This is a genomic window from Streptomyces sp. PU-14G (assembly GCF_041028275.1).
Lineage (GTDB): Bacteria > Actinomycetota > Actinomycetes > Streptomycetales > Streptomycetaceae > Streptomyces.
On record NZ_JASKYT010000044.1, the window covers coordinates 1 to 19,244 of the forward strand.

At 72.2% G+C, this 19,244-nt stretch carries 14 protein-coding genes; 7 read left to right on the top strand and 7 right to left on the bottom strand.

All coding sequences use genetic code 11. The features are described 5' to 3' along the window. Positions 1-252: 252 nt before the first annotated feature. Entirely contained in the window at positions 253-1,980 is a 1,728-nt protein-coding gene (locus AB8Z75_RS08105; RefSeq protein WP_369200712.1) for a PucR family transcriptional regulator, read from the bottom strand. A gap of 260 nt (positions 1,981-2,240) precedes the next feature. On the opposite strand from AB8Z75_RS08105, the gene AB8Z75_RS08110 reads away from it, so the two are divergent. The 5 genes from AB8Z75_RS08110 to AB8Z75_RS08130 all read left to right on the top strand — a co-directional run bounded on the left by AB8Z75_RS08110 (position 2,241) and on the right by AB8Z75_RS08130 (position 9,110). Further along, positions 2,241-3,146, top strand: a complete 906-nt coding sequence (locus tag AB8Z75_RS08110; RefSeq protein WP_369200713.1) for a xanthine dehydrogenase family protein subunit M — start codon at positions 2,241-2,243, stop codon at positions 3,144-3,146. After that, the gene (locus tag AB8Z75_RS08115) at positions 3,137-3,652 is read left to right on the top strand and encodes a (2Fe-2S)-binding protein (protein ID WP_369200714.1); all 516 of its coding nucleotides are present in this window, start codon (positions 3,137-3,139) and stop codon (positions 3,650-3,652) included. Before AB8Z75_RS08110 ends, AB8Z75_RS08115 begins: the two co-directional genes overlap by 10 nt. After that, positions 3,653-6,088, top strand: coding sequence for a xanthine dehydrogenase family protein molybdopterin-binding subunit (locus tag AB8Z75_RS08120; protein WP_369200715.1), 2,436 nt, complete (start codon positions 3,653-3,655; stop codon positions 6,086-6,088). It abuts the gene before it with no gap. Between the two features lie 268 nt (positions 6,089-6,356). Then, positions 6,357-7,838, top strand: a complete 1,482-nt coding sequence (locus AB8Z75_RS08125) for an NCS2 family permease (protein ID WP_369200716.1) — start codon at positions 6,357-6,359, stop codon at positions 7,836-7,838. A 108-nt stretch (positions 7,839-7,946) separates the two neighbouring features. Next, on the top strand, positions 7,947-9,110 hold the full coding sequence (locus AB8Z75_RS08130) for an XdhC family protein (RefSeq protein ID WP_369200717.1): 1,164 nt from the start codon (positions 7,947-7,949) through the stop codon (positions 9,108-9,110). 48 nt (positions 9,111-9,158) lie between these two features. Here the strand turns inward: AB8Z75_RS08130 and AB8Z75_RS08135 are convergent, their stop codons facing one another. After that, positions 9,159-10,172, bottom strand: a complete 1,014-nt coding sequence (locus tag AB8Z75_RS08135; protein WP_369200719.1) for an endonuclease/exonuclease/phosphatase family protein — start codon at positions 10,170-10,172, stop codon at positions 9,159-9,161. A 124-nt stretch (positions 10,173-10,296) separates the two neighbouring features. Between AB8Z75_RS08135 and AB8Z75_RS08140 the strand changes: the two genes are divergently transcribed. Further along, entirely contained in the window at positions 10,297-11,982 is a 1,686-nt protein-coding gene (locus AB8Z75_RS08140) for an AMP-binding protein (RefSeq protein WP_369200721.1), read from the top strand. 47 nt (positions 11,983-12,029) lie between these two features. Here the strand turns inward: AB8Z75_RS08140 and AB8Z75_RS08145 are convergent, their stop codons facing one another. Beyond that, the gene (locus AB8Z75_RS08145) at positions 12,030-12,749 is read right to left on the bottom strand and encodes a hypothetical protein (RefSeq protein ID WP_369200722.1); all 720 of its coding nucleotides are present in this window, start codon (positions 12,747-12,749) and stop codon (positions 12,030-12,032) included. A gap of 287 nt (positions 12,750-13,036) precedes the next feature. Continuing rightward, complete coding sequence (locus AB8Z75_RS08150; RefSeq protein ID WP_369200723.1) at positions 13,037-14,509, bottom strand: catalase; 1,473 nt, start codon at positions 14,507-14,509, stop codon at positions 13,037-13,039. Positions 14,510-15,045: 536 nt separating this feature from the next. Here AB8Z75_RS08150 and AB8Z75_RS08155 point away from each other — a divergent pair. After that, the gene (locus AB8Z75_RS08155) at positions 15,046-15,234 is read left to right on the top strand and encodes a hypothetical protein (RefSeq protein WP_369200724.1); all 189 of its coding nucleotides are present in this window, start codon (positions 15,046-15,048) and stop codon (positions 15,232-15,234) included. Between the two features lie 52 nt (positions 15,235-15,286). On the opposite strand, the gene gcl is transcribed toward AB8Z75_RS08155, so the two are convergent. The 3 genes from gcl to AB8Z75_RS08170 all read right to left on the bottom strand — a co-directional run bounded on the left by gcl (position 15,287) and on the right by AB8Z75_RS08170 (position 19,027). Further along, on the bottom strand, positions 15,287-17,056 hold the full coding sequence (gcl, locus tag AB8Z75_RS08160) for a glyoxylate carboligase (protein WP_369200738.1): 1,770 nt from the start codon (positions 17,054-17,056) through the stop codon (positions 15,287-15,289). Between the two features lie 160 nt (positions 17,057-17,216). Beyond that, positions 17,217-18,149 (bottom strand): 2-hydroxy-3-oxopropionate reductase, encoded by a 933-nt coding sequence (locus AB8Z75_RS08165; RefSeq protein ID WP_369200739.1) that lies wholly within the window; start codon positions 18,147-18,149, stop codon positions 17,217-17,219. 59 nt (positions 18,150-18,208) lie between these two features. Then, a complete protein-coding gene (locus AB8Z75_RS08170) occupies positions 18,209-19,027 on the bottom strand; it encodes a TIM barrel protein (protein ID WP_369200725.1) in 819 nt (272 codons plus the stop codon). Between the last annotated feature and the right edge of the window lie 217 nt (positions 19,028-19,244).

Here is a 19,244-nt window from a genome sequence, read left to right on the forward strand (position 1 = left end):
GACCACCGCCGCGTCCTCGCCGTCCTCGCCTACCTGCGGCACCCGGAACCCGGCCGCGGCGCGGCGCCACCCACCGCCCCCCGCACCTGAGGGGAGCACCACAGGGCCGGGCCCCCTCAACTCATGCGCAGCGCCAAGCTGTGCTTGTCCGGGGGCGACCCCCGGACCCCCGGCCGGGCGGCTCTCAGCTCATGCGCAGCGCCAAGCTGTGCTTGTCCGGGGGCGACCCCCGGACCCCCGGCCGGGCGTCTCTCAGCTCATGCGCAGCGCCAAGAAGAAGTCCAGCTTGTCCTCCAGGCGGGACAGGTCGCGGCCGGTGAGCTGCTCGATGCGGCTGACGCGGTAGCGCAGCGTGTTGACGTGCAGGTGGAGGCGGGAGGCGCAGCGGGTCCACGAACCGTCGGAGGAGAGGAAGGCCTCCAGGGTGGGCACCAGTTCGGCGCGGTGTTTGCGGTCGTACTCGCGCAGCGGGTCCAGCAGCCGGGCGGTGAAGGCGCGGCGCACGTCGTCGGGCACGAAGGGCAGCAGCAGCACGTGCGAGGCCAGTTCCTCGTGCCCCGCCGCACGCACCGCGCCGGGGCGGGCAGCGGCGACCCGGCGGGCGTGCCTGGCCTCCTCCAGCGCACCCCGCAGCCCTTCGGCGGAGTGCACGGCGGCGCTCACCCCCAGGGTGAGCCGCCCGTCGTCGGCGAGTGCCTGCCCCAGCGGTTCGCCGACCGCGGCCAGCAGGGAGTCCGCGTGCAGCCCCTCACCGCCGTGCGCCCCGGTGAGCCCGGTGGCGCGGGCGGGCTCCCCTTGTGTGCCCCCGCGGCCCGCCTCGGCCTCCTCCTGAGCGTTCTCGCCCGGCAGCGGCACCAGCGCCACCGCCTCGTCGTCGACGTGGGCGACGGCGACGCGGTCGGAGCCGTCGGGGCCGACCGCGCGCGGGTCGATCAGCAGCTCCTCCAGCAGGGTCTGGGCGATGGCGCCGCCGTCCAGGGCGCGGGCCGGGTCGGGCTCGTCCCAGTCGACGCGGGCCACGATCACCTGCCAGTGCGGTGACGCGCCCTGTCCCGGCAGCAGGACGGGGGCCGCGACGCGGAGCCGGGCGGCGATTTCCGAGGGCGGGGCACCGGTCTGCACGAGTTCGAGGACTTCCTGGGCCAGCCGGCGCCGCACCGTACGGGAGGCGTCGCGCCGGTCGCGTTCGACGGCGATCAGCTGGGTGACGCCGTGCAGCAGGTCGAGGCGTTCGGCCGGCCAGTCGCCGGTGTCGGCGGCGACGGCCAGCAGCCAGTCGGACAGGACGGTGCGGCGCGGGTCGCCGGTCCCGCGGTGGACGGGGAAGAGGGAGTAGGCGGCGCCGCCGTCGGTGGTGCGATGCGGGCTGCGCCGTCCGGCGCGTACGGCCGCCATGTGGGCGCCCGCCAGCCGGGTGGCGGTCTCCTGCGGCAGCCCTGGGCCCTCTGTGGGGCGGGCGACCTGGCGTCCGGTGGGGGAGAGCACCCAGGCGGCCAGGTCCAGGTCGGAGCCGAGCAGGTCCAAAACGACGTCGGGGCCGCCGCCCGCCGGGCCCGAGGACATCAGCCGCCGGTGCCGTTCCACGACGGCGGCCAGGTCGCCGGCGCGCTCGGTGGAGACCTGCCGCACCACGTGCTCGGTGATGGTGGCGAAGGCGACGGACTCGGTGACGGAGAACAGGGGCAGCCGGTGCCGGGCGCAGGCGGCGACCATGTCCTCGGGGACGCGGCCGAGCTCGGCCTCGCCCGCCGCCAGCCCGGCGACGCCCGCGCTCGCCAGGATCTGCACGAACGGTTCGGAGTCCTCGGGCGCGTGCCGCCAGGCCAGCCCGGTGAGCACCAGCTCGCCGCCGGACAGATAGCGGCTCGGGTCGCGCAGGTCGGTGGTCATGACGCCGCGCACCGTACGGTCCAGCTCGTCCTCGCCGCCCAGGAGCCTGAGGCCCAGCGAGTCGTTCTCCAGGAGGGCGCGCAGCCGCATCGTCTCGTCGCCTGCCGTTCGTGTGTCGTGTGGTGGTGGTGCTGTGCGGGGGAGGCCGGGAGGAAACCGTGAGGTTACCGGGGCCCGGCTTTCGTCTGAATCTACAAGACCCGGTGGTCGACCAGCCAAACACTTCATGGTTTCGGTGGCTGCACCGGGGCGGGCACCTGTCTGTGTACTGACCGCGTCCCCTCCACGCTTCCCGGAACCGCCCCCGCACAGAAGTCGCACCCCCACCCGAGCACCGAGAAGAGACCCCCATGGAGTTCCTGCGCCCGGCCACCTGGGAGGAGGCGCTCGCCGCGAAGGCGGAGCACCCCTCAGCCGTGCCCATCGCGGGTGGCACCGACGTCATGGTCGAGATCAACTTCGACCACCGCCGCCCCACCCACCTCATGGACCTCAACCGGATCCGCGAGCTGCGGGACTGGGAGGTCGGTGACGACACCGTCCGACTCGGCTCCTCCGTGCCCTACTCGAAGATCATCGGCCAGCTCGCCACCGAACTGCCGGGCCTCGCACTGGCCTCGCACACCGTCGGCTCGCCCCAGATCCGCAACCGGGGCAGCGTCGGCGGAAACCTCGGCGCCGCCTCCCCCGCAGGGGACTCGCACCCCGCGCTGCTCGCAGCGGGCGCCGAGGTCGAGGCGGAGTCCGTGCGAGGTACCCGGTTCCTCCCCGTCGAGGACTTCTACACCGGCGTCAAGCGCAACGCGCTCGCCGAGGACGAACTGATCAAGAACGTGCACATCAAGAAGGCCGAGGGGCCGCAGCAGTTCTCCAAGGTCGGCACCCGCAACGCCATGGTCATCGCGGTGTGCGCCTTCGGCCTCGCGCTGCACCCCGGCAGCCGCACGGTCCGCGCCGGCATCGGCTCTGCCGCCCCCACCCCGCTGCGGGCCGCTGCCGCCGAGGACTTCCTCAACGCGGCGCTGGCCGACGGCGGCTTCTGGGACAGCGGAAGGGCGATCCCGCCGTCCGTGGCCCGCGAGTTCGCCGCACTGTGCGCGGGCGCCTGCAACCCGATCGACGACGTGCGCGGCAGCGCCGCCTACCGCCGCCGCGCCGTCGGCGTCATGGCCCGCCGCACGCTGGGCTGGACGTGGGAGAGCTACCGTTCGACCGGCAACGGCCGCACCACCGAAGGAGGCGCCCGATGCGCGTGACATTCACCGTCAACGGACGCCGGCACGAGGCCGACGACGTGTGGGAGGGCGAGTCCCTGCTCTACGTCCTGCGCGAGCGCATGGGTCTGCCCGGCTCCAAGAACGCCTGCGAGCAGGGCGAGTGCGGCTCCTGTACCGTCCGGCTGGACGGCGAGCCGGTCTGTTCCTGCCTGGTCGCCGCGGGCCAGGCCGAGGGGCGCGAGGTCGTCACGGTGGAGGGCCTGGCCGCGTACGCGAAGGAGCGCGAGGGCTCCGCACGCACGGGCGACCTCGCCCCGGTGCAGCAGGCGTTCCTCGACGCCGGAGCCGTCCAGTGCGGCTTCTGCACCCCTGGCCTGCTGGTGGCCGCGGACGAACTGATCGAGCGCAACCGCCAGCCCTCCGACGCGGACATCCGCGAGGCGCTCTCGGGCAACCTGTGCCGCTGCACCGGTTACGAGAAGATCATGGACGCCGTCCGCCTCGCCGCGGCCCGCGCCGACGACGCCGCGCCGGAGGTGGTCTGAGTGGCCCCCGCGACCGGGCCCGCCGGGACCCCCACCAGGCTGGGCCAGGGCGCCGGCACCCGGGCCGGGGTCGGTGACTCGCCGCTGCGGCCCGACGGCACCCTCAAGGTGACCGGCGAGTTCGCCTACTCCTCGGACATGTGGCACGAGGACATGCTGTGGGGCTGCACCCTGCGCAGCCCGCACGCGCACGCCGAGATCCTCTCCATCGACGTCAGCGAGGCGCTCCGGCAGCCCGGCGTGTACGCGGCCTTGACCTTCGACGACCTGCCGGCCGCCACGACCCACTACGGCCTGGAGATTCAGGACACCCCGGTGCTCGCGCACGGCCGGGTCCGCCACCACGGCGAGCCCGTCGCGCTGGTGGCGGCCGACCACCCGGAGACGGCGCGCCGCGCCGCCGCGAAGATCAGGGTGGAGTACGAGGAGCTGCCCGTCGTCCACGACGAGGCGAGCGCGCTCGGCGAGGGCGCGCGACCGCTCCACCCGGACCGCGACGATGTCCCCCAAGGACCTCCGACAAGCTCCGGTCCAGGGGGGACCCCCGCCGCTCCCCACGTACCGCACCCCAACATCGTGCACCGCCAGCCCATCGTCCGCGGTGACGCGAAGGCGGCGGCCGGGCGCGCCGACGTGATCGTCACGGGCGAGTACGAGATCGGCATGCAGGACCAGGCCTTCCTCGGCCCCGAGTCCGGTCTGGCCGTTCCCGCCGAGGACGGCGGCGTGGACCTCTACGTCGCCACCCAGTGGCTCCACTCCGACCTGCGCCAGATCGCCCCCGTCCTCGGGCTGCCCGAGGAGAAGGTGCGCCTGACGCTCTCCGGCGTCGGCGGCGCCTTCGGGGGCCGCGAGGACCTGTCCATGCAGATCCACGCGTGCCTGCTGGCGCTGCGCACCGGCAAGCCCGTCAAAATCGTCTACAACCGGTTCGAGTCGTTCTTCGGCCACGTCCACCGGCACCCCGCCACGCTGTGGTACGAGCACGGCGCCACCCGCGACGGCAAGCTCACGCACATGAAGTGCCGCATCGTGTTGGACGGCGGCGCCTACGCCTCGGCCTCCCCCGCGGTGGTCGGCAACGCCGCCTCGCACGCGGCGGGCCCCTACGAGATCGACGACGTGGAGATCGAGGCCCTCGCGCTCTACACCAACAACCCGCCCTGCGGCGCGATGCGCGGCTTCGGCGCCGTCCAGGCGTGCTTCGCCTACGAGGCGCAGATGGACAGGCTCGCCGCCGAACTGGACATGGACCCGGTCGCCTTCCGGCAGCGCAACGCCATGTCGCGAGGTTCCCTGATGCCCACGGGCCAGGCCGTGGACGCACCGGCGCCGGTCGCCGAACTGCTCCGCAGGGTCAAGGCGATGCCGCTGCCGATGGAGGCGCAGTGGGAGAGCGTCGGCGGCGAGCCCGACGTACGGGCGCTGCCCGGTGGGCTGTCCAACACCACCCACGGCGAGGGCGTCGTGCGGGGCGTCGGCTACGCGGTCGGGATCAAGAACGTCTGCTACTCCGAGGGCTTCGACGACTACTCCACGGCCCGGGTGCGTCTCGAGGTCGTCGGCGGCGAGCCGGTCGCCGTGGTGCACACGGCGATGGCCGAGGTCGGCCAGGGCGGCATCACCGTCCACACCCAGATCGCCCGCACCGAACTGGGCGTCACCCAGGTGACCCTCCACCCCGCCGACACCCAGGTCGGCTCCGCGGGGTCCACCTCCGCCTCCCGGCAGACGTACATGACCGGCGGCGCCGTCAAGCACGTGTGCGAGCTGGTGCGCGAGAAGGTGCTCCGGCGCGGCCGGGAGCGGCTGGGCACCTACCACCCGGCATGGGCCACGGCCGAACTGCTGCTGGAGGGCGGCAAGGTCGTCACCGAGGGCGGCGAGGTGCTCGCCTCCCTGGTGGACGTGCTCGGCGACGAGGCCGTCGAGGCCGAGGACGAGTGGCGGCACCGGCCGACGGAGGCCTTCGGCCGGGAGACGGGGCAGGGCTTCGGCCACGTCCAGTACTCCTTCGCCGCGCACCGCGCCGTGGTGGAGGTCGACACCGAGCTCGGCCTCGTCAAGGTCGTCGAGCTGGCCTGCGCACAGGACGTCGGCAAGGCCATGAACCCCCAGGCAGTGGAGGGCCAGATCCACGGCGGCACCACGCAGGGGCTCGGGCTCGCCGTGATGGAGGAGATCGTGGTCGACCCTGCGGCCAAGGTCCGCAACCCCTCCTTCACGGACTACCTGATCCCCACGATTCTGGACACGCCGACCATCCCGGTCGACGTGCTGGAGCTCGCCGACGAGCACGCCCCGTACGGGTTGCGGGGCGCGGGGGAGGCGTCGACCCTGTCGTCGACGCCTGCCGTGATGGCGGCCATCAGGGCCGCGACAGGGCACGCGCTGCCGCGCGTGCCCGTACGACCGGAACACATCGTCGAGGTGTGATCCTTTTCCCCAGCCCCGCCCCTTCCCGAAACCGGGGGCTCTGCCCCCGAAACCCCCGCTCCTCAATCGCCTGAGGGGCTGCTTGCGAGCCCGTCCGGCAACTGAGGACGAGCGAAGCGATCGGGGGAAGGGGGGCGAAGCCCCCATGAGAAACGGTGAAAGGGAGGGGTGGGGGACAAAGCGCCGGCGCGGGCCGTCCCCCGGGTCGTGGCTTCCCAAATCCTCGGCGTCTGCCGGGGTGCCCCTGTGAACCTTGGGAGTCAGCACAATGACCCAGTCCAAAATCGGGCCGACGACGTCGCCGGAGGACGCGGGCCCCGGCTCGCGCATCCCCGCGGGACGCTCGTGGCTCGACAGGTACTTCCACATCTCCGCGAGAGGGTCGAGTGTCGGCCAGGAGGTGCGTGGCGGTATCACCACCTTCATGGCGATGGCGTACATCGTCCTGCTCAACCCCGTCATCCTCTCCGTGCCCGACGCCACAGGGCACAAGCTGGACGGCAGCGAGGTCACCACGGCGACCGCGCTGGCGGCGGCGGTGACCACCCTCGTGATGGGCTTCGTCGGCAACGTCCCGCTGGCGATGGCGGCGGGCCTCAGCGTCTCCGCCGTCATGTCCACGCAGGTCGCCCCCGAGATGACGTGGGGCAACGCGTGGGCGATGTGCGTCATCTACGGCGCCGTGATCATCCTCCTGGTGGTCACCGGGCTCCGTGAGCTGATCATGAACGCGATACCCATGGCACTGAAGCACGCCATCACCATGGGCATCGGACTGTTCGTCTGCCTGCTCGGCCTGGTACAGGCCGGCTTCGTCACCTCCACGGGCGGCCCCGGAGGCCTGCCGGGCGTCAAGCCGATCCAGCTCGGCACGGCCGAGGTGCTCACCGGCTGGCCGGTGCTGTGCTTCTCCGTCACCGTGCTGCTGATCTTCGCGCTCCAGGTGCGCAAGGTGCCCGGCGCGATCCTGATCGGCATCGTCGGCGGCACCGTTATCGCCGGGGTCATCCACCAGCTCGCCGGGCTCACCAAGAAGGACTGGGGCGGCCACAACGCCCCCGAGTTCCCCGGGTCGCTGGTCAGCTCGCCCGACTTCGGCCTCTTCGGCTCCGTCTCGTTCGACGGCCTCGGCGACGTCGGCGCCATCTCCATCGGCGTCATCGTCTTCACCCTCGTCCTGGCGGGTTTCTTCGACGCCATCGGCACCATCATCGGCATCGGCCAGCAGGCGGGCCTCGCCGACAAGGAGGGCCGCATGCCGGGGCTGGCCAAGGCGCTGACCATCGACGGCGCCGGCGGCGTCATGGGCGGTCTGGCCGGTGCCTCGGGGCAGACCGTCTTCGTGGAGTCCACCGCCGGTGTCGGTGACGGTGCGCGCACCGGCTTCGCCAGCGTGATCAGCGGCCTCGGCTTCGCCCTCTGCCTGTTCTTCACGCCCCTCGCGCAGATGATCCCTCCGCAGGTGGCGGCGGCAGCGCTGGTCGTCATCGGATCGATGATGATCACCAACGCCATGCACATCGACTGGTCGGACCCGGCCACCTCGATCCCGGTCTTCCTGACGACCGTTCTGATGCCTTTCGCGTACTCGATCACCACCGGCATCGGCGCGGGTGTCATCTCGTATGTTCTGATCAAGGCCGTACAGGGAAAGTTCCGCGAGCCCGGATGGTTGATGTGGGTGCTGGGATTCGTCTTCCTGGCCTATTTCGCGCTCAACCCGATCGAGCAGTGGCTGGGGGCGAAATAGCCGCCCGGCCGCCGGCCTGACGTCTGGCGGGAGCGGGTGCGGTCTCCCTGGCCGTTCCCGCTCCCGTTCAGGCTGTTCGGACCTGCGCCAACGCCGAGGAGTAGGCACATGCTGGACATCGCCGCACAGCTGCACCGCTGGTGCGAGGAAGGACGCGACTTCGCCGTCGCCACCGTCGTCGGCGTCAGCAACAGCGCCCCGCGACAGGTCGGCGCGGCACTGGCCGTCGACGCGGACGGCGAGGCCGTCGGCAGCGTCAGCGGCGGTTGCGTCGAAGGCGCCGTCTACGAGCTGTGCCTGGAGGCACTGGCCTCCGGCGACAGCATCCGCCAGACCTTCGGCTACAGCGACGAGGACGCCTTCGCCGTCGGCCTCACCTGCGGCGGCATCATCGACATCCTGGTCACCCCGGCGCGCGCCGGAACGCGGGCGCGCGAGGTCTTCGCCGCGGCCGTCGCCGAAGCCGCCCAGCGGCGCACCGCGGCGCTCGTACGCCTCGTGGAAGGCCCCGACGAGCTGCTGGGCGGCGCACTGTGGCTGGACGCCGAAGGGCAGCCGCACGGCGCCCTGGGCGGCGCGCCCGAGCTGGACGCCACGGCCGTGGCCGAGGGCCGCGCCCTGCTGGACGCCGGCCGCACCGCGACCGTCACGGTCGGCGCCGACGGCAGCAGGTGCGGGCAGCCGGTGACCCTGCTCGTCGAGTCGAGCGTCCCCGCGCCCCGCATGCTGGTGTTCGGCGCCATCGACTTCGCCGCCGCGCTGGTGCGGATCGGCACGTTCCTCGGCTACCGGGTCACCGTGTGCGACGCGCGCCCCGTCTTCGCCACCGCCCGCCGCTTCCCCGACGCCGACGAGGTCGTCGTCGACTGGCCGCACCGCTACCTCGACTCGCAGGAGCTGGACGGCCGCACCGTCGTGTGCGTGCTCACCCACGACGCCAAGTTCGACGTGCCGCTGCTGGAGCGCGCGCTGCGGCTCCCGGTGGCCTACGTCGGGGCCATGGGCTCGCGCCGCACCCACCTGGAGCGGCTGGAGCGGCTGCGCGAGGCCGGGCTGACCGCCGGCGAACTCGCCGGGCTGCGCTCGCCCATCGGCCTCGACCTCGGCGCCCGGACGCCGCAGGAGACGGCGCTCTCCATCGCCGCGGAGATCGTCGCGGTGCGCCAGGGGGGCACCGGCGTGCCTCTCAACGGCGCCCACACCCCCATCCACCACGACCGGGGCCCGGCCCCCTCCTCGCTGACGGGCGGCACGGGCCAGGCGGCGGGCTGACCCCGCGGCGCGTCCCGCGGGCCGCGAGAGCCCGGGTCCTCGCGGCGGCTACATGAGCTTCACGTTCACCAGCAGCGCCCGGTGGTCGGTGCCCCGCAGGTCCAGGAACTTGCCGTCCACCGGCACCATCTCCTCGCTGAGCAGCACGTGGTCGATCTGCGCGCCCAGCACCGGGGTGGTGCGGGTCGGCCACGTCGGCGTGCGCGAGTTGCCGAGCATGCGGGCCGCGTCGTGCATGCCGGTGTCCAGGAGGGCCCGGAATCCGGCGTGGTCCTGCGAGGAGTTGAAGTCGCCCGCGATCAGCGTCGGCAGGGTGCGGGCCGCGGCGTAGGCGCGCAGCCTGCCCAGCTCGGCCCGCCACGTCGCCGTGTCGCCAGGGGTGGGCGGCATCGGGTGCGCCACCTGGAGGGCGACCCGCTCGCCGTGGACCTCGGCGACGGCGCCGGGCATCGAGAGCCGGCCGCTGACCTGGCCGCGGTCGTGCAGCGGGTAGACGCTCAGCAGCGCCGAACCCCGCGCGCCGCCGTCCACCCCGGTGACCATCCTGTGCGGGTACTCCTCGCGCAGGACGGGGTCGTTCAGCGCCTTCGCGCACCCGTTGTCGCACTCCTGCACGGCCACCAGTTGCGGGCGTTCCCTGCGCAGGGTCTCCACCAGGTCCCGGGTGGCACCGCCGTACTTCAGATTGGCCGTCAGCACGCGGAACTGCGTCTTGCCTGCCTGGCCCGCCGCGCCGTCCGGCGCCGGCGGCCCGTAAGGACGCAGAAACCAGCCCGTGCCCGCCAGCACCACCAGCGCCCACACCAGCACCAGCCACCGCCGGGCCAGCGCCGCTCCCACCAGCGCAAGCCAGGCGGGCACCAGGAACCACGGCAGGAACGCCAGCAACTGCGGCACCGGCGTCGGCCCGTCCTCGTCGGCCGCGCGAAAACCCAACGGCACGCTGAGGACGAGAAGCGTCAGCGCGCACAGCGCCGCGACGAAGGGGTGCCGGCGCCGCCGCCTGCCGGGCGCGCCGTCCGCCGCTTCCCGCTTTTCGTCCGTCCTCGCCCCCGTGTACACGTCCCCGATGATGCCGCACCTCCTGTCACGTTGGGGTAAGCCCCCGCCCGGGGGTGGTGCGCGCGCGGGTGTACCTCCACGATGGGCTCCCAGCACTTCCCGCCCCCGCCGACCAGGAGGGAACATGATCCCGTCCACGCCCACCGAGGCCTTCCGCGCCGCCCGCGACACGCTGCTGACGCACCGGACGGACTACGAGGCCGCGCGCGCCGCCTTCACCTGGCCACGGCCCGAGCACTTCAACTGGGCGCTGGACTGGTTCGACCACATCGCCGACGGCAACGACCGGCTCGCCCTGCACCTCGTCGAGGAGGACGCCACCGAGCGGCGCGTCACCTTCGCGCAGATGCGGGAGCGCTCGAACCGGGTCGCCAACTGGCTGCGCGGTCGCGGAGTCGTCCCCGGTGACCGCGTCATCGTCATGCTGGGCAACCAGGTCGAACTGTGGGAGACCCTGCTGGCCCTGATGAAGCTGCGGGCCGTCGTCATCCCCGCGACCCCGCAACTGGGCCCCCGCGACCTCACGGACCGCGTCACGCGCGGCGAGGCCCGCCACGTGGTGGCCCGCGCCGCCGACACCGGCAAGTTCGCCGACGTCGCCGGGGACTACACGCGCATCGCCGTGGGCAGCGGCGGCACCCCCGAGGCCGGCTGGCTCGCCTACGAGGACGCCTACGAGGCCGACGGCGCCTTCGACCCGCAGGGCGTCACCCGCGCGGACGACACCCTGCTGCTGTACTTCACCTCGGGGACGACCGCCCTGCCCAAACTGGTGGAGCACACGCACGTCTCCTACCCCGTGGGGCACCTGGCGACCATGTACTGGATCGGACTGCGCCCCGGCGACGTCCACCTCAACATCTCCTCGCCGGGGTGGGCCAAGCACGCCTGGTCCAACTTCTTCGCACCCTGGAACGCCGAGGCGACCATCTTCATCCACAACTACTCCCGCTTCGACGCGGGCCGCCTCATGGCCGAGATGGAACGCGGCGGCGTCACCAGCTTCTGCGCACCTCCCACCGTCTGGCGCATGCTCATCCAGGCCGACCTCGGCAAGCTCGCGGCCGTACCGCGCGAGGTCGTCGCCGCCGGCGAACCGCTCAACCCGGAAGTCATCGAGCACGTGCGCCGCGTCTGGGGCGTGACCATCCGCGACGGCTTCGGCCAGACCGAGACCGCCGTCCAGGTTGCCAACACCCCGGGTCAGGTCCTCAAGACCGGCTCCATGGGACGTCCCACGCCCGGCTTCGACGTCACCCTCCTCGACCCCGTCACCGGTGAGGCGGGCGTCGACGAGGGCGAGATCTGCCTCGACCTCGCCGGCGCCCCGGTCGGCCTGATGCGGGGCTACCACGGCGACGCCGAACGCACCGCGCGGGCCATGGCCGACGGCTACTACCGCACCGGCGACATCGGCTCCCGCGACGCGGACGGCTACCTCACCTACGTGGGCCGCTCCGACGACGTCTTCAAGGCCAGCGACTACAAGATCTCCCCCTTCGAGGTGGAGAGCGTGCTGCTGGAGCACGAGGCCGTCGCCGAGGCGGCCGTCGTACCGTCGCCCGACCCCGTGCGGCTCGCCGTGCCGAAGGCGTACGTCGTGCTGGCGGACGGCTACGCGGCCGACGCGCGGACCGCGCACCTGCTGTTCGCGCACTGCCGCGAGCGGCTCGCCCCCTACAAGCGCGTGCGCGTCGTCGAGTTCGCCGAACTGCCCAAGACGATCTCCGGCAAGATCCGCCGCGTCGAGCTGCGCGCCCACGCGGCCGGGGAGTCCGGCACCCCCGGGGTCGAGCACCGCGACGGCTGAGACGCTCCCCGCTCCCTCCGGAAACCGGCGGCAGGGTCGGGACACCCTCATCTCGGGGTGCGCAACAGGCGCTGGGCCGCCTCGTTGATGGCGCTCGGCGTTCCGGTGAGGTCCAGGACGAACAGCGGCAGTTCCAGGGTATCGGCGCGCGCCCGGGCTTCGGGCGCGTAGCCCGCGAGGGCGAAGCACACGGCCTCGACGGAGTCGTTGAGCCCGTTGAGCCACAGGGTCTCCACCTCGCGCACCCCGGTCGGCGTGGTGGAGGGATCGACGTGGGCGACGACCCGCGCGCCCCGCACGTCGACCCCGGAGGCCGGGGTCCGCTCGGCGACGCGCACGCCCTCGAACCCGAGCCACCGCAGGTACTGCGCGGCGGCGTTCTTGGCGTCGTGGGCGGTGCGGATGGTGACGGGCCTGAACGGTGGCCGCGCCACGGGCGTCCTGGGCGCGGCGGGCGCCGCGGCCAGGGGCGGGCCGGCCGCGGCACCCTCGTGCGCGGTGGCGCCCTCGCGGGCGACCGGCACCCGCAGCGTGGTGCCGCATCCGCAGCCCAACTCCGGCTGCGGCCACTCGTCGACGCGTCCGCACGCCGGGCACCGTACGGAGATCCAGGAGCCCGCCCACGTGCGGTGGCGCACCTGGGTGGCGGCCGTGGAGGCGAGCAGCGGGAGAGCGATCGGCGCGCCGCATCCGCAGGGGTACACCGGTGCGGCGTAGTGGTGCTCGCGACGGCACACGGGGCAGCGCACAAGCACACTTTCAGCCATCGTTCGAGCTCCAGCAGGTCGTCCGGCGATCGCCGGTCCGGTCACGATTCCTTCCATCGTGCCCCACCCGCGCCCGGATCGTCAGTGGTCGCTCCGATCGTCGGGGTGGTGCGGAGGGGGCCGCTGTCGGGCGGTGCCTGCCGTGCGGGAGGATGACGTGAGGATGCCCCCGCGCGGGACGGCCACCCCTCATCAACCGGACCGTCCCGCACGGGGGCGCGCACGGGCCGACCTCCCAATCAGCCCGGTACGCCGCTCATCATGCGGCTGGCGTGGAGCGCGTGAGCTCAGCCCTCCTGCAGCTCGCGGACCGCCTCCTCGACGCGCTTGCCGTACTCCGGGTCGGCGGCGGCGAAGTGGGCGATGTTCTTCTCGACGACGTCCTCGCGGGAGACCTGCGCCAGCCCGCCGGCGATGTTGGCGACCAGACGGTTCTTCTCCTCCTCGGACATCAGCCGGTAGAGCTCACCGGCCTGGAAGAAGTCGTCGTCCTTGGTGTGCTGCGGCGCCTCGTGGGTGCCCCAGTGGCCGGTCACCGGCTGCGGCGCGGAGAGCGGGGCGCCGGTCTCGACGGGGCCGCCGTAGGAGTTGGGCTCGTAGTTCTTGGCGTGGCGGTCGTAGGCGTTGGTGGCCATCAGGCCGTCGCGGCCGTAGTTGTTGGCGCCCGTCGCCACGGCCTTCGGCGCGTTGACCGCGAGCTGGGTGTGGTTGACGCCGAGCCGGTAGCGGTGCGCGTCCGCGTAGGCGAACAGCCGGCCCTGGAGCATCTTGTCCGGCGAGGGGCCGATGCCGGGCACGAAGTTGTTGGGCGAGAAGGCGGACTGCTCGACCTCGGCGAAGACGTTGTCCGGGTTGCGGTCCAGCACCAGGCGGCCCACGCGGGTGAGCGGGTAGTCCTTGTGCGGCCAGATCTTGGTGAGGTCGAACGGGTTGAAGCGGTAGTCGGCCGCCTCCGCCGCCGGCATGACCTGGACGTACAGCGTCCAGGACGGGTAGACGCCGCGCTCGATCGACTGGAGCAGGTCGGTCTGGTGGCTGTTGGGGTCGGAGCCGGACAGCTCGGCGCCCTGCTCGGCGGACAGGCAGCGGATGCCCTGGTTCGTCTTGAAGTGGTACTTGACGAAGAAGGCCTCGCCCTCGGCGTTCGTCCACTGGTAGGTGTGCGAGCCGTAGCCGTTCATGTGGCGGTAGGAGGCCGGGATGCCGCGGTCGCCCATCAGCCAGGTGACCTGGTGGGTGGCCTCGGGCGAGTTGGCCCAGAAGTCCCAGACGTTGTCGGGCTCCTGCTTGCCGGTGAACGGGTCGCGCTTCTGCGAGTGGATGAAGTCCGGGAACTTCAGCGGGTCCTTGATGAAGAAGACCGGGGTGTTGTTGCCGACGAGGTCGTAGTTGCCCTCCTCGGTGTAGAACTTCAGGGCGAAACCGCGCGGGTCGCGGGCCGCGTCGGGGCCGCCGAGGCTGTCGGCGACGGTGGAGAAGCGGGCGAACGTCTCGGTGCGGCGGCCGACCTCGCCGAGGAAGTGGGCGCTGGTGTAGGCGCTGACGTCGTCCGTCACCTCGAAGTAGCCGTACGCGCCGGAGCCGCGGGCGTGCACCACGCGCTCCGGGATCCGCTCCCGGTTGAACCGCGCCAGCTTCTCCAGCAGGTGCTGGTCCTGGAGGAGGAGGGGGCCACCGATGCCGGCGGAGGTGGAGTTCTGGTTGTCGGCGACGGGCGCACCCGCCTCGGTGGTCAGCGTGGGCTTCGACGACTTCGACATGGACGACCTTCCTGGGGCACGTGGTTCGCGGAAAACAGTTTCCGCATCATGGAGCGTAGGGAGGCCCGCAGGGTGAGTCAACAGTTTGTTGAAACTTTGGCCCGAGGGAAACCCACCGGACGGTGACAGGACCGGAAAACCCGCCGCTTCCCCGGTCTTGTCCGCCCGCCCCCGCCGCCCCTGTCGTCCTCGGGCCGCGACGCACCCACGTGCCGACCGCACGTGCGCAAGGGAACATGACGCTTCCACGGGAGCCCTCCTGCTGCTCGCTGCGCACCGCGCCCGCCCGACGGCTCCGCTGCGCTGCGTGCCGCGCACGCTTACGACTCCCGCTTCGCTGCGTGCCGCGTACTTCCGACGGCTCCGCGTGCCGCGCATGCCCGATGACTCCGCTTGCTGTGTGCCGCGCACTTCCGACGACTCCCGCTTCGCTGCGTGCCGCGCAGGCCCACGTGCGCGGGCTGGCGCGCCGCGCCGTCCAGCCGGCCGCTGCCTTGTGCGGTCTTCAGGCCTGCCGATGGTGGGCTTCTGGTGCCGTGGCCTGGCGGGTGCGGCCCGCGCGCTCCAGCGGGCCCACGGACTCTCCCGCGGGGCGATGGAGTGCGGCCACGGGCGCCGAACAGGCCGCGCCGGCCGCCGCCGCGTGGGTGCCGCGCATCGAGTTCCTGCGCCGCCTGGAGCGGCCCGAGGGCCGCGACGTGCTCGGCCCCGCGCCCTCGGGGTGAGGGCGCGGGGCCGGCGGCGCACAGGAGAGGGGCGGGTCGGGCCACCCGGGCCTCAGCCCAGCGGCACCGTGGCCGTCGGAGCGTGGGCCGCCTCGGTGGCCAGCTCCTCGAACTCGTTGACCGAGCCGATGTCGCTCCCGCTCATCGAGATGTTGGTGATCCGCTCCAGGATCGCCTCCACCACGACGGGCACCCGGTGCTCGGCGGCGATCTTCTTCGCCTCCTCGAAGGCGGGCAGCAGCTTGTCCGGCTCGGTGACGCGGATCGCCTTGCAGCCCAGGCCCTCGGCGACCTTGACGTGGTCGACGCCGTAGCCGCCCAGCTCCGGGGTGTTGATGTTCTCGAACTCCAGGTTGACCTGGAAGTCCATGTCGAAGCCGCGCTGCGCCTGGCGGATCAGGCCCAGGTAGGAGTTGTTGACCAGCACATGCACGTACGGGATCTGGTGCTGCGCGCCGACAGCCAGTTCCTCGATCATGAACTGGAAGTCGTAGTCGCCCGACAGCGCGACGACGCTCGCCTCCGGGTCCGCCTTGGCGACGCCGAGGGCCGCCGGGACCGTCCAGCCCAGCGGGCCCGCCTGGCCGCAGTTGATCCAGTGCCGCGGCCGGTAGACGTGCAGGAACTGCGCGCCCGCGATCTGCGAGAGGCCGATGGTGGACACGTAGCGGGTCTCGGGCCCGAAGGCGCGGTTCATCTCCTCGTAGACGCGCTGCGGCTTGAGCGGCACGTTGTCGAAGTGCGTGCGGCGCTGCAACTCGCCCTTGCGCTGGCGGGCGGTGTCCGCCCACTTGGCCAGGTCCTTGAGCTGCCCGGCGGCCTTGCGCTCCTTGGCGACCTCGACGAAGAGGGCCAGCGCGGCGTGCGCGTCGGAAACGATGCCGTAGTCCGGCGCGAAGATCTTGCCGATCTGGGTCGGCTCGATGTCCACGTGGACGAACGTGCGGCCTTCGGTGTAGGCCTTCAGCGCACCGGTGTGGCGGTTGGCCCAGCGGTTGCCGATGCCCAGGACGAAGTCCGACTCCAGGAACGTGGAGTTGCCGTACCGGTGCGAGGTCTGCAGGCCGACCATCCCGGCGTGCAGCGCGTGGTCGTCGCCGATCGCGCCCCAGCCCATCAGGGTCGGCACGACGGGGATGCCGGTCAGCTCGGCGAACTCGACCAGCAGGTCGGACGCGTCGGCGTTGATGATGCCGCCGCCCGCCACGATCAGCGGCCGGTCGGCCTCGGCCAGCATGTCCAGGGCCTTTTCGACCTGCTTGCGGGTCGCGGCGGGCCGGTGCGGTACCAGCGGCTCGTAGGTGTCGACGTCGAACTCGATCTCGGTCTGCTGGACGTCGATCGGCAGGTCGATCAGGACCGGGCCAGGACGGCCCGAGCGCATCAGGTGGAACGCCTCCTGGAAGACGCCCGGCACCTGCGCGGCCTCCTTGACGGTGGTGGCCTTCTTGGTGACCGGGGCCGCGATGGAGGCGATGTCGACGGCCTGGAAGTCCTCCTTCTCGATCACCGCGACCGGGGCCTGCCCGGTGATGCACAGGATCGGGATGGAGTCACCGAGCGCCGAGTAGAGGCCGGTGATCATGTCGGTGCCGGCCGGGCCCGAGGTGCCGACGCACACCCCGATGTTGCCGGGCGCGGTACGGGTGTAGCCCTCGGCCATGTGCGAGGCGCCCTCGACGTGGCGGGCGAGCGTGTGCTCGATACCGCCGGCGGCGCGCAGGGCGGCGTAGAACGGGTTGATCGCCGCACCCGGCACGCCGAACGCGACATCCACACCCTCACGCTTGAGGATCTCAACTGCCGCTCGGGCAGCGGTCATACGAGCCATCGAACTCTCCTGGTTCGGTGCAGGTGGTACCCGGGCGGCGGCGCCTGGGCGCGACAGGACAGTGTCGACGCCGCCGCCCGGAGTCGGTGGGTGAGGGCCCGCAGGTCAGGAACCGGGAGGGGTGTCCGGGGTGACCCGGGTGGGGCGTCCCTCAGTTGGCGCCGTCGGCGTTCTCGCCCGACAGCCGCTTGACGCTGCGCACCAGCGCCGAGTGGTCGAGTCCGCCGTCGCCCTGCGCACGCAGCGAGGCGACGAGCTGGGCGACCAGCGCACCGGCCGGAACGGCGGCGCCGACGGCGCGGGCCGCGTCGGTCACGATGCCCATGTCCTTGTGGTGCAGGTCGATCTTGAAGCCGGGCTGGTAGTTGCCGGCCAGGATGCTGTCCTTCTTGCGGGTCAGCACGGTGGAGCCGGCCAGGCCGCCGTTGAGCACGTCGAGCGCGGCGCTCAGGTCCACGCCGGACTTCTTGAGGAAGACCACGGCCTCGGCCACGGCCTCGATGTTGACGGCGACGATCAGCTGGTTGGCCGCCTTGACGGTCTGGCCCGAGCCGGCCGGGCCGCACAGCACGATCGTCTTGCCGAGCGCCTCGAGGATCGGCTTCGCCGCGTCGAAGTCCTCCTGCTCACCGCCGACCATGATGGAGAGCACGGCCTCGATCGCGCCCGCCTCGCCGCCGGAGACCGGAGCGTCGATCGCACGGACGCCCTTGGCCTTCGCCGCCGCGGCGACCTCGATGGAGGTCTGCGGGGTGATGGAGGACATGTCGATGATCAGGCCGCCCTCGCGGATGTTCTCCAGGACGCCGCCCTCGTGCAGGACGACGGCCTCGACCTGCGGGGAGGCCGGAACCATCGTGATCACGACGTCGGCGTCCTTGACGGCCTCCGCGATGGAGGAGGCGCCCTTGCCGCCGTCCTTGGCGAACTGCTCGACCTTCTCGGTCTCCAGCGTGTACGCCGTGACGTCGTAACCCGCCTTGAGCAGGTTGCGGGCCATGGGGTCGCCCATGATGCCCAGACCGATGAAGCCGATCTTGGTGTTGCCGGCCGTGTGAGCCATGACTGCTTGCCTTTCGCAGATCCTGTCGTTGCCCGCCCCGCGCCGGGGGCACAGTCCCGGACCGCGTCCGGGAGGGGTGATTACTTGCTGAGCCAGCCGAAGGAGGCCGCGCTGCCGTTGTCGCCGGGCTTGTACTCCAGCCCGATCAGACCGTCGTAACCGGCCTTGTCCAGCCGGCCGATGAGGTCGTCGAAGTCGAGGGAGCCGGTGCCCGGCGCGCCGCGGCCCGGGTTGTCCGCGATCTGCACGTGCCCGGTCTTGGCGGCGTAGCGCTCGATGACGCCCGCCAGGTCCTCGCCGTTCATGGACAGGTGGTAGAGGTCCATCAGGAACTGGGCGTTGCCCAGCCCGGTCGCCTCGTTCACCTTGTCGACGATCTCGATCGCCTTCGGGGCGCTCACCAGCGGGCACTTGGGCGACTCGGGCGCGTTGAGCGCCTCGATCAGCAGGACAGCGCCCACGCGGTCCGCTTCCCGCGCCGCCAGCACGAGGTTCTCCAGTGCCAGTTCGTCCTGCTCCTGCTCGGTGGCGCCCTCGACGCGGTTGCCGTAGAGGGCGTTGAACGCCTTGCAGCCCAGCGACTGGGCGAAGTCCGCGGCCACCTTCAGGTTGGCGCGGAACCTCTCCGACTCCTGGCCGGGAATGGACGCAGCGCCCCGGTCCGGGCCGGGGAGCTGCCCCGCGTAGAAGTTCAGCCCGGTGAGCTGGACGCCCGCGTCCTCGATGGCGCTGCGCAGCGCGTCGAGCTCCGCGCGCTCGGGCACGGGAGCGTCGACCCACGGCCACCACAGCTCGATCTTGTCGAATCCCGCGGCGGAGGCGGCTGCCGGGCGCTCCAGCAGGGGCAGCTCGGTGAAGAGGATCGAGGCGTTGACGGTGAACCGGTCCGAGGAGACCACTGCGACCGCCCTCCCTTCCTTTGGTTTTTCGTCCAGTGAGCGCGTCGAGTAATTCCGTATGGTGAAACTCGTATTCTGCTCACTGGAAGACTGCTATCCGCTCGGCCGTCCTGTCAAGAGCCGCAGTCGGCCGCAGTCGGTCGCAGACCGCGAAAAGCCCCGGGCTCCGTCGCGATGACGGAGCCCGGGGCTCGGTGCGTACGCGCCGCCGGCGCGC